Origin of the sequence: Streptomyces sp. G5(2025) (assembly GCF_049542075.1) — a bacterium.
Lineage (GTDB): Bacteria > Actinomycetota > Actinomycetes > Streptomycetales > Streptomycetaceae > Streptomyces.
On sequence record NZ_JBMUZT010000002.1, the window covers coordinates 1,119,367 to 1,134,932 of the forward strand.

Sequence of the window (15,566 nt, forward strand, 5' to 3'; positions counted from 1 at the left end):
TGGCAGATCCCGAGCAACCCCGGGCACGTCCGGGCAAGTCCTGGCAAGAACGACTGACCGCCGGGCAGGCGCCCGGCGGTCAGAACCATAACGAGGCGAGACGAGACGTGAGGTGTCGTCTCCACGAGAGAGTCCTCTGCGCCAGGCCGACCGACAGACGCATCGCGCACACGGAGAGCACAGAGAGCACGGAGAGCACAGAGAGTGAAGCCCCGCAGGTCGGCCCGGGCGCCCGCGCAGTCCGACGTCACCCGAACGGCAGGACAGACCGAACCGTTCACCGCGATGCCCGATTTACCCCTTCCTTCCGGGGGTATCCGATACGACATGATCACTATTGGGGTCGAGGAAGAGTACTTGCTGCTCGATCCGGACACGTGCCTGCCGGTACCGCTCGGAGACCAGGTGCGGGCGGCGGCCGGACTGGGGCCCATCACCGAGGACGGTGAGGTCCAGTCGGAGCTGCTACAGGCCCAGGTGGAGGTCGCCACGCCGATCTGCACCGACCTGGAGGAGGTCGGCGGCCACCTGCTGCGGCTGCGGCACGCGCTCGGCGCGGCGGCGGAGCGCAATGGCTGCCGGATCGCCGCCTGCGCGACGGCTCCCTACCGGACGGCGGCTCCCGTGCCGGTGACGCAGAAGGCGCGCTATCTGGCCCTGCGCTCCCAGGCCCCGCAGCTCGTGGCCGAGCAGCTCGTCAACGGCATGCACGTGCACGCCGCCGTGCCGGACCAGGAGACGGGCGTTGCCATCCTGAACCGTATCCGCGTCTGGCTGCCCGCCCTGGTGGCCATGTCCGCGAACTCGCCTCTGTGGGACGGCCACGACACCGGCTTCGCGAGCTGGCGCACCGTGATCTTCGGCCGCTGGCCGGTCAGCGGCCCGCCGCCACGTTTCGCCTCGCTCGCCGACCACGGGAAGCGGATCCGCTGCCTGCTGGACACCGGCATCATCCGCGACACCGGTCAGCTGTACTGGCAGGCCCGCCTCTCCGACCGCTACTCCACGGTCGAGGTGCGCTGCGCGGACGTCCAGCTGCGCGCCGACTCGGCGGTCATGTTCGCCGGGATCGTCCGGGCGCTGGTCGCCACCGCCATACGCGACGAGAAGGCGGGCGCCCCGCCCCCTGAGTGCACGCCGGAGCTGTTGCAGGCGGCGAACTGGCACGCGGCCCGGCACGGCCTGAGCGGCACGCTCATCGATCCGGACGGGCAGCCACGCCGGGCCGGTGACGTGCTGTGCATGCTGCTCGACCACATCACGCCGGCCCTGGACGAGGCGGGTGACACCCGCGAGGTGACCGCGCTGATGCATCGACTGCTCCAGGAGGGCACCTCGGCGGACCGTCAGCTCCGCGCGTTGGCCGACGGCGGCCTGCCCGCCCTCGTGGACCTGATCACCGGCGAAACGGTCGCTCCCTGAGGCCGCCCCGAGCCTTGATGCGGCCCCCCAAGGTTTGAGACAGCACATGGCGCGGGACCAGCGGGGCCGGAGCGATTCCCGTACGCCGCCCTCACGCCGTCCGAACGGCGTCCAAACGCCGCCCGAACGCCGCCCGAGCTGGAGCAACAACCGTCATGCGCGTCCTCGTAACCCACCCCCACGCCTCATGATCCAGAGACCCGACACACCAGATACACCCCACACGTCCGACACACCCCACACCGGCGTCGTCATCGCCACCCGCAACCGCGCGGACAGCCTGGCCCGCACCCTGCGGCGCCTGCTCGACCTGCCCGAACGGCCCGAGATCCTGGTCGTCGACAACGCCTCCACGGACGACACACGTTCCCGGCTCGCCCGCGACTTCCCCGAGGTGCGGGTGGTGGCCCTGCCACGCAATCGGGGCGCTCTGGCCCGTACCGACGGCGTGCGCGCCCTGCGCACCCCGTACGTGGCCTTCAGCGACGACGACTCCTGGTGGGCGCCCGGCGCCCTGGAGCACGCGGCCAAGCTGCTGGACGCGTACCCCCGCCTCGGTCTGGTCTCCGCCCGCACGCTGGTGGGGCCCGCCGAGGGACCCGACCCGCTCAACGACATCCTCGCCACGTCGCCGCTCGGCCCGGCGAGCGACCTGCCGGGCACCCAGGTCCTCGGCTTCCTGGCCTGCGCCTCCGTGGTCCGCCGCAGCGCCTATCTGGAGGTGGGCGGCTTCCACCCGCTGCTGTTCTTCGGCGGCGAGGAGACCCTCCTCGCCTATGACCTCGCCGCACACGGCTGGGGCGTGACGCACTGCCCGGACGTCGTCGCCCACCACCACCCGGACCCGGCCCCGCGCGGCGGCCGCCCGGCCAGGATGCGCCGCAACGAACTCCTGACCCTGTGGCTCCGCCGCCCCCTGCCGCACGCCCTGGCCCGCACCCGCCGACTGGCCGCCGAGGCCCGTCATGATCCGGCCGCCCGCCAGGCCCTGCGGCAGACCCTCGCGCGGCTGCCGGCCGCGCTGCGCGCCCGCCGCCCCCTCCCTCCGCACCTTGAGCAAGCCGCCCGCACCCTGGACGGAGCCATGACCCACAGCACAGCCGTGACCCAAGCACAGCCACGACCCGGAGCACAGCCATGACCGACACCCGCACCACCGTCGTCGTCATCACCCACAACCGCCGCACCGAGCTGCTGCGCACCCTCGACCGGCTGGCCGAGCTGCCCGAAGGACCCGCGGTGATCGTCGTCGACAACGCCTCCACCGACGGCACGGCGGACGCCGTCGCCCGCCACCACCCGTCGGTGCGGCTGCTGTGCCCCGGCCGCAACCTCGGCGCCGTCGGCCGCAACCTCGCGGTCCGTGAGGTGCGTACGCCCTACGTGGCCTTCTGCGACGACGACTCCTGGTGGGCGCCCGGCTCACTGTCCGGCGCCGCCGACCTCCTCGACGAGCATCCCGCTGTCGCCACCGTCACGGCCCGCATCCTGGTCGAGCCGGAGGGCACCGAGGACCCGATCACCGAGGAGCTGCGCAACTCCCCTGTGCACGGGCCGGGTTGGCTGCCCGGCCCCGCCCTCGGTTCCTTCCTGGCCGCGGCGACCGTGCTGCGCGCCGACGCCTTCCGCGCCGCGGGCGGCTTCAACCCCCGGCTGTGGCTGGGCGGCGAGGAGGAGCTGCTCGCCGCGGACCTGGCGGCGGCCGGCTGGTGGCTGGTGTACGCCGATCACCTGACGATCCATCACCATCCCTCCCGGATACGGGACACGACGCTGCGCCGGGCCCACGGCATCCGCAACACCCTGTGGTTCACATGGCTGCGGCGTCCGGCGCGGCCCGCCCTGCGCCGGACCGCGCACCTGGCCCGCACGGTCCCGCGTGACATCGTGTCGGCGCGGGCCTTCGCGGAAGCCGCGGCCGCCCTGCCGTGGGTGGTACGCGAACGCCGGGTGCTGCCCCGCGCGGCGGAGGCACGGCTGCGGGCCCTGGAAGAGGCGCAGCGGCACTCGTCCGCCCGCCGTTACGTGGGCTGAGGCCGAGGCCGAGCCCGGAGCGGTCGCCGCGGGCCGCCACCGTTCAGTCCAGCCCGCGGGCCCGCCGGAACCGCCGCAGCCCTTCGGCCAGTTCGAGCAGCGGCTCCGGATAACCGTGGCGCGCCCGCTCCTCGGCCGGCAGCTTCCACGGCTCATGGACCGCGGCGCCTCGCACCTCACGCAGCTCCGGTACCCAGCGGCGTACGTAGACACCGCAGGGGTCGTAACGCTTGCCCTGGAGCACAGGGTTGAGCACGCGATTGGGGCGGCTGTCCGTGCCGGTCCCGGCCATCCACTGCCAGTTGAGCTGGTTGTTGGCGAGGTCCCCGTCGACCAGCAGGCGCTGGAAGTGGCGGGCGCCCACGCGCCAGTCGACGTACAGCGTCTTCGTCAGGAAGCTCGCGGTCAGCAGCCTGCCGCGGTTGTGCATCCAGCCCTCGTGCAGGAGCTGGCGCATGGCGGCGTCAACGATCGGGTAACCCGTACGCCCCTCCTGCCACGCCCGGATGTCCTCCGCCGCCGATTCCGGTGAGCGCCAGCGGTCGCCGCGCGGGCGGTAGTCGGCGCTCGCCGTCCGTGGCCTGGCCGCGAGCACCTGGTGGTGGAAGTCGCGCCAGCACAGCTGCCGGACGAAGTCCTCGGTGCCGGGGGTCGCGCGGGCGCGGGCGCGGTGGACGAGTTCGACCGGGGAGAGGGTGCCGAAGTGCAGATGGGGTGAGAGCTTCGAAGTGGCGTCGTCCGCGAGGCGGTCCTGGTCTTCGCCGTACCGGTCGATGCCGTCGCGCAGCCATGCGTTCCACCGCGCCCGGCCCTGGCTCTCGCCGCCGCGCGGGAGCCCCGGCGAGAGGCCGGTGAGGTCCTCGCGCGCGGGGAGCGGAAGCGAGTGGACGCGGTCGGGGACGCGTACGGTGCGGGGGGCGCCGAGGACGGCCCGCAGGGCGTGCCCGGACCAGCGGCGGAAGTACGGGGTGAAGACGGCGAAGTGGTCGGAGCCCGCGGGGGTCACCTCGCCGGGCGGGAGTGCGGTGATCACGGCGTCGTGGACGTGCAGGCGGCGGCCGTCCGCCTGCAGTGCCTCGCGCAGCCGCCGCTCGCGGTCGTGCGCGTACCGGCTGACGCCGGCCGCCAGGTGAAGGTCGGCAGCGTCCGCGTCCGCCATGACGGCGCACACCTGTTCGACGAGGTCGCCGCCGCGCACCACCAGGCGCCCGCCGCGGTCGCGCAGCCGCCGGTCGAGGTCGGCCAGGCAGTCTGCGAGGAACGCCCTGCGGTTCGGCCCGGCGAAACCGATGTCCTCGATGGCCCGGTCGAGGACGAAGAGCGGCACCACGGTGTCCGCCCCGGCGAGTGCGGCGCGCAGCGGCGGATGGTCATGCACCCGCAGGTCGGAGGTGAACAGAACGACCGAGGTGTTCACCGAGGTGTTCACCGACGTGTTCGCCGAGGTTTTCACCGACGTGTTCACCGCGCTGCTCCCGCGGGAGACCGGCCGCTCGCCTCACTCCTCTCACTTCCCTCTTTCTCCCGCGCCGCCTCCCGCGCCGCCTCCCTGGACGCGGCCCGGGCGATGTTGCGGGCCATGCCGCCGAAGACGACGGCGTGGAACGGCGAGACGCTCCACCAGTAGGCGTGACCGAGCAGCCCGTGCGGATGGAAGAGCGCGCGCTGCCGGTAGCGGGTGCGGCCCCCGGGGTCCTGCTCGGCCCGCATCTCCAGCCAGGCGAGGCCGGGCAGTCGCATCTCCGCCCGCAGCCGCAGCAGCCGCCCCGGCTCGATCTCCTCGACCCGCCAGAAGTCGAGCGAGTCGCCCACCCGCAGCCGTGCCGCGTCCCGGCGGCCCCGGCGCAGCCCGACGCCGCCGAGCGCGCGGTCCAGCCAGCCCCGCACGGCCCAGGCCAGCGGGAAGGAGTACCAGCCGTTCTCACCGCCGACGCCCTCGACGATCCGCCACAGGGCTTCGGGTGAGGCGTCGACGGCGATCTGGCGCCGGTCGGTGTAGAGGCTGCCGCCCGCCCAGTCGGGGTCGGTCGGCAGAGGGTCGCTCGGCGCGCCGGGCAGCGCCGCCGACGACCAGCGGGTGGCGACCTGCGCCTCCTTGACCCGTTGCAGGGCCAGCGCGAGCGCCTCGTCGAAGGGGATGGGGGCGCCGGGCGGGTCGGGCACGTACCGTCCGATGTCGTGCTCGTCGCAGACCACCTCGTGCCGCAGGGACTCCGCGAGGGGCCGGGCGAGGCCGCGGGGCACCGGGGTGACGAGGCCGATCCAGAGGCTGGAGAGACCGGGGCTCAGCATGGGCACGCGCACGATGAGGCGGCGCGGCAGGGCGGCGACCACCGCGTACCGCCGCATCATCTGCTCGTACGTGACGACGTCGGGGCCGCCGATGTCGAAGGCGCGGTTCACGTCGGGCGGCATGCTCGCGCTGCCGACGAGGTAGCGCAGGACGTCGCGGACGGCGATGGGCTGGATGCGGGTGCCGACCCAGCTCGGCGTGACCATGACCGGCAGCCGTTCGGTGAGGTGGCGGAGCATCTCGAAGGAGGCGGAACCGGAGCCGATGACGACGGCCGCGCGCAGCACGGTGGCGGGGACCTCGGCGCGCAGGAAGATCTCCCCGACCTCCGCCCGGGAGCGCAGGTGGGGGAGAGTTCACGGGGCGGCACGCCCGACGGAGTGAGTCCGCCGAGGTAGACGACGCGCCGTACACCGGCGGAGTGGGCCTGTTCCGCGAAGATCTCGGCCGCCTTCCTGTCGGTCTCCTCGAAACCGTTGCCGGTGCCGAGGGCGTGCACCAGGTAGTACGCGACGTCGACGCATCGCAGCGCCTCGGCCAGCGAGGACGCGTCGGTGACGTCGCCTCGTACCACCTCGGTGCGGGGCGCCCAGGGGTGGTCGCGGAGCTTCTCGGGGGTGCGGGCCAGGCAGCGCACGCGGAACCCGGCGTCGAGGAGTTCGGGGACGAGGCGGCCGCCGATGTAGCCCGTCGCCCCCGTCACCAGGACGCGGGGCCCCGGCTCGCCGCCCGGTGCCGCGTGCCCGCTCATCGCTTCCTCCATGTACTCGCTCGCCCTCACGTACGTCTTCCCTTCCTGCCCCCCGCGTGCCCTCGCTGTCCCTCCCGCCCTATCTTCCGCCCGGCCGGACAATCCGGCACTCGGCTAGCGTTGGGGACGATTCAAAACAGCGAGCCGAGGGCGACGCGTCCCGCGGGCATGGAGGAAGCACGGTGCACGGTGAGTACAAGATCCCCGGCGGCAAGCTCGTCGTGGTGGATCTGGACGTCGAGGGCGGCGAGCTGCGGCACACCCGTGTGGCCGGCGACTTCTTCCTCGAACCGGACGAGGCCCTCGACGCGATCAACGCCGCGTTGGACGGCGCCCCCGCCGACACCGACGCCGCGGGCCTCGCCGCCCGCATCGAGGCGGCGCTCCCCGAGGGCACGGTGCTGTACGGCCTGACGGCGGAGGGCGTGGGGATCGCCGTACGCCGTGCCCTGGCACACGCCACCGACTGGACCGATTACGACTGGCAGCTCGTCCACGAGGGGCCCCAGCCGCCCGCCCTGCACATGGCCCTGGACGAGGTGCTGACGCAGGAGGTCGCGGCGGGCCGCCGCCCGCCGACGCTGCGGGTGTGGGAGTGGGGCGCCCCTTCGGTGATCATCGGCAGCTTCCAGTCGCTGGCCAACGAGGTCGACCAGGAGGGCGCGGCCCGGCACGGGATCGACGTCGTGCGCCGCATCTCCGGTGGCGGCGCGATGTTCGTGGAGCCGGGCAACACCATCACGTACTCCCTCTCCGTGCCCGACGCCCTCGTGCAGGGGCTCTCCTTCCAGGACAGCTACGCCTACCTCGACGACTGGGTCCTCGGCGCGCTCGCCGACATGGGCATCAAGGCGTGGTACCAGCCGCTCAACGACATCGCGACGGACGCGGGGAAGATCGCGGGCGCCGCGCAGAAGCGCGTGGTGGGGCCCGGCGGCGGCGCGGGCGCGGTCCTGCACCACGTGACGATGTCCTACGACATCGACGCCGACAAAATGCTCGAAGTGCTCCGCATCGGCAAGGAGAAACTCTCCGACAAGGGCACCAAGAGCGCCAAGAAGCGGGTGGACCCGCTGCGCCGTCAGACCGGTCTGCCGCGCGAGACCGTCATCGACCGCATGATCGACTCCTTCCGCGCCCGCTACGGCCTCGCCGAGGGCACGGTCACCGACGGGGAACTGGCCCGCGCCCAGGAGCTCGTACGCACCAAGTTCGGCACCGCCGAGTGGACGGCGCGGGTGCCGTGAGCAGTACGTACGCGTCCTGAGCCGTACGGAGGTCGGCCCGCCGGGGCGGCGTCGTCCTCGGGGCTCCGCTGCCAGGCGGTCGTGCCGAGCATGCCGGTCTCGCCGATGTCGAGGCCGCCGTCCGGCTCGATGGTCTGGCGCGGCGCGCCCTTGGCGGTGCCGATCTCGACGTACACGCCGCTGCCGTGCAGGGTGGACGCGTCCACGGCGGAGTACCGCCAGACCAGCGAGGTGTAGGCGGACTGTCCCGGCTTGAGCCTGACGCGGCTCGGTCCCGGGTCGTCCATGGTGGTGACCGGTTCCGTCCCCTTGAGCACCGTCACGTCGAAGAGCTCCCGGTCCACGCCGCGGACGCGGATGTCCGGGTAGCCGTTGAGCTCACGGACACCCTTGCCGCAGTTGGTCGCCTTGACGGACATCGCGCGCAGCCCCGTCGCGGCGGACACCATGCCCGGTGACACGCTGACGCCCGACTTCGGGCAGGGCGGGGAGGACGGGTCCGCGGGGGCATCGGTGGGCTGCGGCCCGAGCGAGAGGTCGGCGGGCCCGGCCGCGTCGCTCGGCTCGGGCGACGTCGCCCCGGACGTCGGTTCGCGCTCCGGGTTCACCTCGCGGTCCAGCTCCGCGCCGAGCCCGCACCCGGACACGAGAAGGGCGGTCGCCGCGAGGGCGACGGCGTACCTGAGCGGCTGTCCCGGTATGGCGGTCACGCAGGGATCATGCCATGGCCACGATGGGCGGCCCCGGCGGCGCACGACAACTCCCCTGACACGGCAGGGGAGTTGTACAGTCCAGCCACCCTTCTCTCCCCCTCCCCTCCCCCTCCCCTCCCCCTCCCCTCCGCTTCGCTTCGCGTGAGATCGCCGGCACCCGCACAGCGTCTTGTCCGTCCCTTTCCCGAACGGCGGCCTGCCCATGAACGACGCCTGCCCTCCTCCCGCGGAGAACGTCACCGCGACGGCCGACCCCCGGTTCACCAACGACGACCTGCTGCCCGTCCCTCCTGAGAGGCGCACCTGGGGCGTGTACAACTACGCCGCCCTGTGGGTGGGCATGGCCCACAACATCCCTTCCTGGACGCTGGCTTCAGGGCTCGTCGCGCTCGGGATGGACTGGAAGCAGGCGGTGCTCGTCATCGCGCTGGCCAATGTGATCGTGCTGCTCCCGATGCTCCTGACCGGGCACGCGGGGCCGAAGTACGGCATCCCCTTCCCCGTGCTCGCGCGCGCCTCCTTCGGGCTGCGCGGCGCCAACCTGCCGGCGCTGCTCCGGGCGGCGGTTGCCTGCTGCTGGTTCGGCATCCAGACCTGGATCGGCGGCCAGGGGATCTTCCTGCTCATGGGCAAGATCTTCGGCGGCTGGACGGATGCCTCGCGGGTCGGCGGCCATCCGTGGACGCTCTGGCTCTGCTTCGTGATCTTCTGGGCGCTCGAACTGGCCATCATCTACCGGGGAATGGAGGCCCTGCGCCGCTTCGAGAACTGGGCGGCGCCCTTCGTCATGGTCGGCGCGGTGGTGCTGCTGGTGTGGATGGCGACGGAGGCGGGCGGGTTCGGCCCGCTGCTGGACCAGCCCTCCGGACTCGGCTGGGGCGCGGACTTCTGGCGGGTCTTCTTTCCCGCCCTCATGGGCATGATCGGCTTCTGGTCCACCCTGTCCCTGAACATCCCCGACTTCACCCGCTTCGGCAAGGGCCAGCGCGCGCAGGTATGGGGGCAGACGCTCGGCCTGCCGACCACGATGACCGCCTTCGCGTTCCTGTCGGTCCTGGTCACCTCCGGTTCGCAGGCGGTCTACGGCACCGCGATCTGGGACCCGGTGGAGCTCTCGGCGAAGACGGACAACGCCTTCGGCCTGCTCTTCGCCCTGGTGACGGTGCTGGTCGCGACCATCTCCGTGAACATCGCCGCGAACGTCGTCTCACCGGCGTACGACCTGTCGAACCTCGCCCCGAAGCTCATCGACTTCCGGGTGGGGGCGCTGATCACGGGCGTGGTCGGGGTGCTCGTGATGCCGTGGAAGCTGACCGCGACCCCCGAGCTGTACATCTTCACCTGGCTCGGGGTGGTCGGCGGGCTGCTCGGCACAGTGGCCGGCGTGATGATCGCCGACTACTGGATCGTGCGCCGCACGGTCCTCGACCTCGCGGACCTCTACCGGCCGTACGGGCGCTACTGGTACGCGGCGGGCTGGAACTGGCGGGCCCTGCTCGCCTTCGCCGTCGGCGGCACCCTCGCGGTGGGCGGCTCCCACTCCGCACCGGGCGAGGGCCCTTTCCCGGAGGACGGCCTGATCCCCGCCCTGGAGCCGCTGGCCGACTACGGGTGGGCGGTCGGACTCGTGGCCGCCCTGCTCCTGTACTGCCTGACCAGTCACGAGAGTTGGCGAGAAGCCCGAAAGGGGAGCCGGGCGCGGGGCGGCGGAGCGGAGCAGTAACATACAGACATGCATGTAGGTGTTGAGCGAGTCACCCAGGCGGACCGACGCGCCCGCACCCGCGGCGCGCTCCTGGAATCGGCGGCGCGGGGCCTGTCCCGCTACGGCTACGGAAACCTCGTACTCGAACAGGTGGCGCGCGAGGCGGGATACACGCGCGGGGCGCTCTACCACCAGTTCAAGGACAAGCAGGATCTGACCCTCGCCGTGATCCGGTGGATCGGCGAGACCTGGACGCGGGAGGTCGAGCCCCTCATCGAGCGGGAGCGGGAGCCCGTCGCGGCCCTGCTCGCGCTGGCGCGCGGCCACGCGGTGTACTGCCGGCGCAACGGCGCGCGGGTGGCGACCGCGCTCCGGCTGGAGTTCAGCGGCCAGGACCACCCCGTAGGCCATGAGATCGAGCGGTCCTACGAACTCCTCGTCACGCGCTGCGAGAACCTCATCGGCGCCGCGCGGGAGGCGGGCGCGATCCCGCACGGCCCGCCGACGCGCACCCTCGCCCTGGCCTTCGTCGGCGCACTCGACGGCACGGTGATCGCCCTGGCCGGTCAGGAACCCCACGACGCGCAGCTCGCCGTCCGCGCCGTCGCGGGCGTCCTCGGACTCGACCCTCGTTCGTCCACACGCACACGCACCGGCACACGCACGCGCACGCGCACCGAGCAGACGGAGGCAGACGCATGAAGCTCCCCGACACCGCCCACACGTCACGGCCCTGGCGAATACACGAGATCACCTCCGACTTCCGCCTCTACGACGTGTGGGCGCTGCCGACGCCGGGCGGCCCCGATGACTTCCCGCTGCTGGTGCGGGACACCGTCGCGGGTGACACGTCGGACAGCCCGTCCGCCGTCGCCCGTGCCCTCTTCGCGATCCGCTGGAAGCTCGGGAAGCTGCTCGGCTGGGACCGCCCGGAGGCCGGTGTCGGCTCGCGGGTGGCGACCCTGCGCGACCGGCTGCCCGCCGATCTGCGCGAAGGCCTGGCGGGGCCGAAGTTCGAGAAGCTGCCCTTCACGTCGGTCTATCTGACGGACGACGAATGGGCCTCGGAAATGAGCAACCGCACCGTCCACGGCGTGATGCACCTGAGTTGGGTGCCCGACGGCGCGGGCGGCCACCGGGGCCAGATGGCCGTGCTGGTGAAGCCCAACGGCCTTTTCGGTAAGGCCTACATGGCTGCGATCGCCCCGTTCCGGCACCTGTTCGTGTACCCGCCGCTGATGCGTGGGATCGGCGAAACGTGGCGGGCGCACAGCCGGTAATCTGCCCTGTATGGGACCGGATCCGTCCGAAGCCGCGGAGCCGCCGCCCGGGTGGGAGGTCGCCCGCCCGGCCGGTGGAGCGCCGTTCGACGGCGTGGAGGTGGCGGGCTTCCGCGACCGGGATGCGATCGGCCTCGACGCGCGGGTACTCCCCCAGCCGGCCGTCACAGTGGTGCTGGAGCTGAGCGAAGACGCGCTGACGGTCGAAGAGGCTTACGGCGGGCGGGTGTTGAGCAGCATCGGCGCCGGACTGTCGCTCGGGCCGGCGCGCATCCGGGGGCGCGGGGTGGACTGCGTCGAGGTCCGCCTCTCCCCTGTCACGGCCTACTCCGCACTGGACGTCGCACCGTCCGACCGCGAGGGCGGAGCCGTCATCGACCTGGCGCACCTGTGGGGCCGCCAGGAGGCTCTGCTGAGAGAGCAGTTGCACGAGGTGCCAGGATGGGGAGCCCGCTTCGCTTTGCTGGAGAAGTTCCTCGCCGAGCGGCTCGGGGCGGGCGTGGCGACGGACCCGGAGGTGGCGGCCACCTGGCGGCACATCGTCGCCCGGCAGGGTCAGGTGCGCGTCGCCGACCTCGCGGCGTCCTGCGGCTGGAGCCGGAAGCGGCTGTGGTCCCGGTTCGGCGCGCAGATCGGGATGACGCCCAAGCGGGCCGCGATGCTCGTCCGCTTCGACCGAGCCGTACGCGGCCTGTCGGCGGGCCGGGACGCGGCCGAGGTTGCGTCGGCGTGCGGTTACGCCGACCAGTCCCATCTGCACCGCGACGTACGGCACTTCGCCGACTGTACGCCGGCTGAGCTGAGCGTCTCGTCGGAGGAACATTCGTCCAAGACGTGAACGGCTCCGGCCGGTGAAATAGGGGCATGCGCACCCCTGCCCGAACGGAGCCACCCATGCCCTCCCGCGTGCCCCGCCCGGCGGCGCCACCAGCACAGACAACACCTGCCGACACGCCTCACACGATGCGGCCCCATGGCCTGCGCGCACCTCACGCCACGAGGCGGGGCGATGGGGCCTGAGACGGGGGCGGGCGGGGCCGGGGGGCGGACGATGCGCCCCGGGGCGGGGGCGGGCGGGGCCTGCCCCGCGGCGATGCGTTCTGACGCGGGGGCGAGCGGGGCCGGAGGTCGGGACGCGCACCCTGACGCCGAGCCGCCCGACACCACCGGCCGGGCGATGCACCCCGACGCGGAGGCGAGCGAGGCCGGGGGCCGGGTGACGCACCCAGACGCGGAGGCGAGCAAGGCCGGAAGCCGAGCCACCCACCCAGACACCGAACCGCCCGACACCACCGGCCGGGCGATGCACCCCGACGCGGAGGGCCGCAGAGCCGGAGCGCGGACGGAACATCCTGACGCGCAGGGCCACAGGACCGCAGAGCCGACGGAACGTCCCGACACGGAGAGCCACAGGACCGCAGAGCCGACGGAACGTCCCGACACGGAGAGCCACAGGACCGCAGAGCCGACGGAACGTCCCGACACGGAGAGCCACAGGACCGCAGGGCCGACGGAACGTCCCGACACGCAGGCACGCGGAGCCGCAGGGCCGACGGAACGTCCCGACGCGCAGGTGCGTCGGGCCGCAGGCCAATCCGGGCACCCCGACGCCCGACCCCGCCCAACCCAGAATGACCCCCATGACGCCCTCGCCCTCGTCCTGCTCCACGGGCTCACGGGCCCGTCGGACTGGTGGGAGCCCGTGGTCCCGGTGCTGGCGCGGGCCCACCGTGTCGTCCGTCTCGACCTCGCCGGGCATGGCGGGTCGGCGCGCCCGTCCGGGAGTGGCGGCGGCGTCCCGGTCCACGTTCGCAGGGTCGCCGCCGCCCTGGACGAGCTGGGCGTGCGCCGCGCCATCGTGGCCGGGCACTCGACGGGCGGCCTGGTGGGCACTGCCCTGGCCGAGCAACGCCCGGACCTCGTAGGGGCGTTGGCGCTCTTCGACACCGGGCCGCCGGATTCCGACGTGGGCCTTGCGCAGCGGTGGCCCGGGCGTCTCGTCACGGTGCCCGTGCTCGGCCGGTGGGTGTGGCGCATGCTGGGCGACGCCCCGGGCGGCCAGGTCCCCGCCACCGCCGCCGCGCGCGAGACCGACATCCCCGACCGGATCGTCATGAGGGTGCGCGGCATGACGTACCTCGCGGCCACCGCGGCCTCGCGGGATGCCTTCGACTGCCTCGGTCAGCGCGAACTCCCGGAAAGGCTCAGCACATTGGACATCCCTCTGTTGGCGGTACTCGGCAGTGAGGACAGTCGTCGGCGGCGCCGGTCGGCCGACCGCTACCGCGCCGTGCCCGGTCTGCGGTTGGAGTTCCTCCACGGCGTCGGCGACGCACCCGCACCGGTGGCGCCCCGGCGCGCCGCGGACCTGCTGCTCGCGTTCCTCTCCGGCGTCGGAAGCGGCGTCAGGAGAACTCCGGGATGACCGACGAGCCGTACGCGTCGATGACGTCCTCCCGGGCGTCGTGCATCGCGTACACGGCGAACTGGTCGACGCCCAACTCCCGTAGCTCCCGAAGCCGTTCGAGATGTGACTCGACGGGGCCGAGGAGACAGAAGCGGTCGACGATCTCGTCGGGCACGAACGCCGCGTCAGGGTTCCCGGCCCGCCCGTGGTGGCTGTAGTCGTAGCCCTGCCGGGCCTTGATGTACGCGGTGAGGGCCTGCGGCACCGCCGACGAGTGCTCGCCGTACCGGGTGACGAGATCGGCGACGTGGTTGCCGACCATGCCGCCGAACCACCGGCACTGCTCGCGGGCGTGCGCGAGGTCGTCGCCGACGTACGCGGGCGCGGCGACGCAGATCTTCACGTCGGACGCCCTGCGCCCCGCGGCGGTCGCCGCGTCGCGCACGGCCTTCACCATGTACTCGGTCAAGTAGGGGTCGGCGAGTTGCAGGATGAAGCCGTCCGCCTTCTGCCCGGCGAGCGCGAGCGCCTTCGGGCCGTACGCCGCCATCCACACCGGAAGTTTCCCGTCCCGCACCCACGGCAGCCGCAGCCGCCGCCCGTCGACGTCCGCCTCGCGCCCCTCGGCGAGGTCACGGATGACGTCGATGGCCTCGCCGAGCCGGGCCAGCGTGTTCGGCTTGCGGCCCGCGACGCGCATCGCGGAGTCGCCGCGGCCGATGCCGCACACGGTGCGGTTGCCGTACATGTCGTTGAGGGTGGCGAAGGTGGAGGCGGTGACCTCCCAGGTCCTGGTGCCCGGGTTGGTGACCATGGGGCCCACCGTCAGCCGCGTGGTGTGTTCGAGGATGCGGCTGTAGATGACGAACGGCTCCTGCCACAGGACGGCGGAGTCGAAGGTCCAGCCGTAGCGGAAGCCGCTCCGCTCCGCCCGCCGCATGAGGCCGACGACCGCCGAGGCGGGCGGGTCGGTCTGGAGCACAAGTCCGAAATCCACAGCGGGACCTCCTGGTCCACGTGCCGGATGAGGTCTCGGAGGTGATCCGAGAAGGGACAATCGTGGACTTCTCCCCGGTCCTTGGCAAGAGCACCTCGCCGTGTCAGCCGTCGCCGGTGGCGCCGCCTCCCCGGGCCAGCGCGGCGAGGTGGTCGTCGACCAGCCGGACCTGGCGGGACGCCGGGAAGGCCGGGGCGTCGAGCAGCGCCTGGACCACCAGGCCGAGCGCGAAGGCCTGGGCGCCGGCGGCGAGGCGTTCGGGGTCGCCGGGGGCGAGTTCGCCGAGCCGCTGGGCCTCCGCGATCAGGTCGCGCAGTGTGTCGCGGCTCTGCGCGTATCTGCGGGCGTGGTCGGCGCGCAGCTGGGGGTCGGCGAGCGCGGTGTCCCAGGACGAGACCCAGATGCGGTTGCCGGCGGTGGCCTCGTCCGTCAGCGGCAGGACGTCCAGGAGCGCGGCCCGTACGGCGGCCAGGCCCTGCCCCGCGGCGCGCCTGGGGCGGGCGGCGGTGCGCCGCTCCAGGAGGTCGAGGGCGTGGGCGACCAGGTCGCGTTTGGTGCGGAAGTAGTGCGTCAGGAGACCGGTGCTCGCGCCGACTTCGGCGGCGACGGCCCGCATGGTCAGCCCGCCGAAGCCGTGCGCGGCCAGTACTCGCCAGACCGCCTCGGAGACGTCGCGGCGGCGGGCTTCGTGATCTCCCTTGGTGCGTGGCATGCTGC

Annotated in this window: 13 protein-coding genes and 1 pseudogene; 9 read left to right on the top strand and 5 right to left on the bottom strand. The window is 72.9% G+C overall.

Annotated elements, in window-relative coordinates:
- The first annotated feature begins 327 nt into the window (after window positions 1–327).
- From ACOBQB_RS05370 to ACOBQB_RS05380, 3 genes are all read left to right on the top strand, one after another.
- Entirely contained in the window at window positions 328–1,422 is a 1,095-nt protein-coding gene (locus ACOBQB_RS05370; RefSeq protein ID WP_423589184.1) for a carboxylate-amine ligase, read from the top strand.
- 187 nt (window positions 1,423–1,609) lie between these two features.
- On the top strand, window positions 1,610–2,563 hold the full coding sequence (locus ACOBQB_RS05375; RefSeq protein WP_423589186.1) for a glycosyltransferase family 2 protein: 954 nt from the start codon (window positions 1,610–1,612) through the stop codon (window positions 2,561–2,563).
- The gene (locus ACOBQB_RS05380) at window positions 2,560–3,456 is read left to right on the top strand and encodes a glycosyltransferase family 2 protein (RefSeq protein WP_423589188.1); all 897 of its coding nucleotides are present in this window, start codon (window positions 2,560–2,562) and stop codon (window positions 3,454–3,456) included. The genes ACOBQB_RS05375 and ACOBQB_RS05380 overlap by 4 nt, the downstream gene beginning before the upstream one ends.
- Window positions 3,457–3,499: 43 nt before the next feature.
- Here the strand turns inward: ACOBQB_RS05380 and ACOBQB_RS05385 are convergent, their stop codons facing one another.
- Window positions 3,500–4,873 carry a cryptochrome/photolyase family protein gene (locus ACOBQB_RS05385; protein WP_423590418.1) on the bottom strand — a complete coding sequence of 458 codons (1,374 nt, stop codon included), beginning with the start codon at window positions 4,871–4,873 and terminating at the stop codon, window positions 3,500–3,502.
- Between the two features lie 44 nt (window positions 4,874–4,917).
- Window positions 4,918–6,500 (bottom strand): annotated as a pseudogene (locus tag ACOBQB_RS05390) (SDR family oxidoreductase).
- A 182-nt stretch (window positions 6,501–6,682) separates the two neighbouring features.
- Here ACOBQB_RS05390 and ACOBQB_RS05395 point away from each other — a divergent pair.
- Window positions 6,683–7,747, top strand: coding sequence for a lipoate--protein ligase family protein (locus ACOBQB_RS05395; RefSeq protein ID WP_423589190.1), 1,065 nt, complete (start codon window positions 6,683–6,685; stop codon window positions 7,745–7,747).
- Here ACOBQB_RS05395 and ACOBQB_RS05400 read toward each other — a convergent pair.
- Entirely contained in the window at window positions 7,642–8,457 is an 816-nt protein-coding gene (locus ACOBQB_RS05400) for a DUF4232 domain-containing protein (RefSeq protein ID WP_423589192.1), read from the bottom strand. The genes ACOBQB_RS05395 and ACOBQB_RS05400 overlap by 106 nt on opposite strands.
- 205 nt (window positions 8,458–8,662) lie before the next feature.
- Here ACOBQB_RS05400 and ACOBQB_RS05405 point away from each other — a divergent pair, with 205 nt between their 5' ends.
- From ACOBQB_RS05405 to ACOBQB_RS05425, 5 genes are all read left to right on the top strand, one after another.
- Window positions 8,663–10,183, top strand: a complete 1,521-nt coding sequence (locus ACOBQB_RS05405; RefSeq protein ID WP_423589194.1) for an NCS1 family nucleobase:cation symporter-1 — start codon at window positions 8,663–8,665, stop codon at window positions 10,181–10,183.
- Window positions 10,184–10,192: 9 nt separating this feature from the next.
- Entirely contained in the window at window positions 10,193–10,867 is a 675-nt protein-coding gene (locus tag ACOBQB_RS05410; protein ID WP_423589195.1) for a TetR/AcrR family transcriptional regulator, read from the top strand.
- Window positions 10,864–11,445, top strand: a complete 582-nt coding sequence (locus tag ACOBQB_RS05415) for a DUF2867 domain-containing protein (protein WP_423589197.1) — start codon at window positions 10,864–10,866, stop codon at window positions 11,443–11,445. The genes ACOBQB_RS05410 and ACOBQB_RS05415 overlap by 4 nt, the downstream gene beginning before the upstream one ends.
- Window positions 11,446–11,455: 10 nt before the next feature.
- Window positions 11,456–12,283 (top strand): helix-turn-helix domain-containing protein, encoded by an 828-nt coding sequence (locus ACOBQB_RS05420; RefSeq protein ID WP_423589199.1) that lies wholly within the window; start codon window positions 11,456–11,458, stop codon window positions 12,281–12,283.
- Window positions 12,284–12,748: 465 nt separating this feature from the next.
- The gene (locus tag ACOBQB_RS05425) at window positions 12,749–13,870 is read left to right on the top strand and encodes an alpha/beta fold hydrolase (RefSeq protein ID WP_423590420.1); all 1,122 of its coding nucleotides are present in this window, start codon (window positions 12,749–12,751) and stop codon (window positions 13,868–13,870) included.
- Here the strand turns inward: ACOBQB_RS05425 and ACOBQB_RS05430 are convergent.
- A complete protein-coding gene (locus ACOBQB_RS05430) occupies window positions 13,851–14,849 on the bottom strand; it encodes a TIGR03842 family LLM class F420-dependent oxidoreductase (RefSeq protein WP_423589201.1) in 999 nt (332 codons plus the stop codon). The genes ACOBQB_RS05425 and ACOBQB_RS05430 overlap by 20 nt on opposite strands.
- 103 nt (window positions 14,850–14,952) lie before the next feature.
- Window positions 14,953–15,561, bottom strand: a complete 609-nt coding sequence (locus ACOBQB_RS05435; protein ID WP_423589203.1) for a TetR/AcrR family transcriptional regulator — start codon at window positions 15,559–15,561, stop codon at window positions 14,953–14,955.
- Window positions 15,562–15,566: the final 5 nt, after the last annotated feature.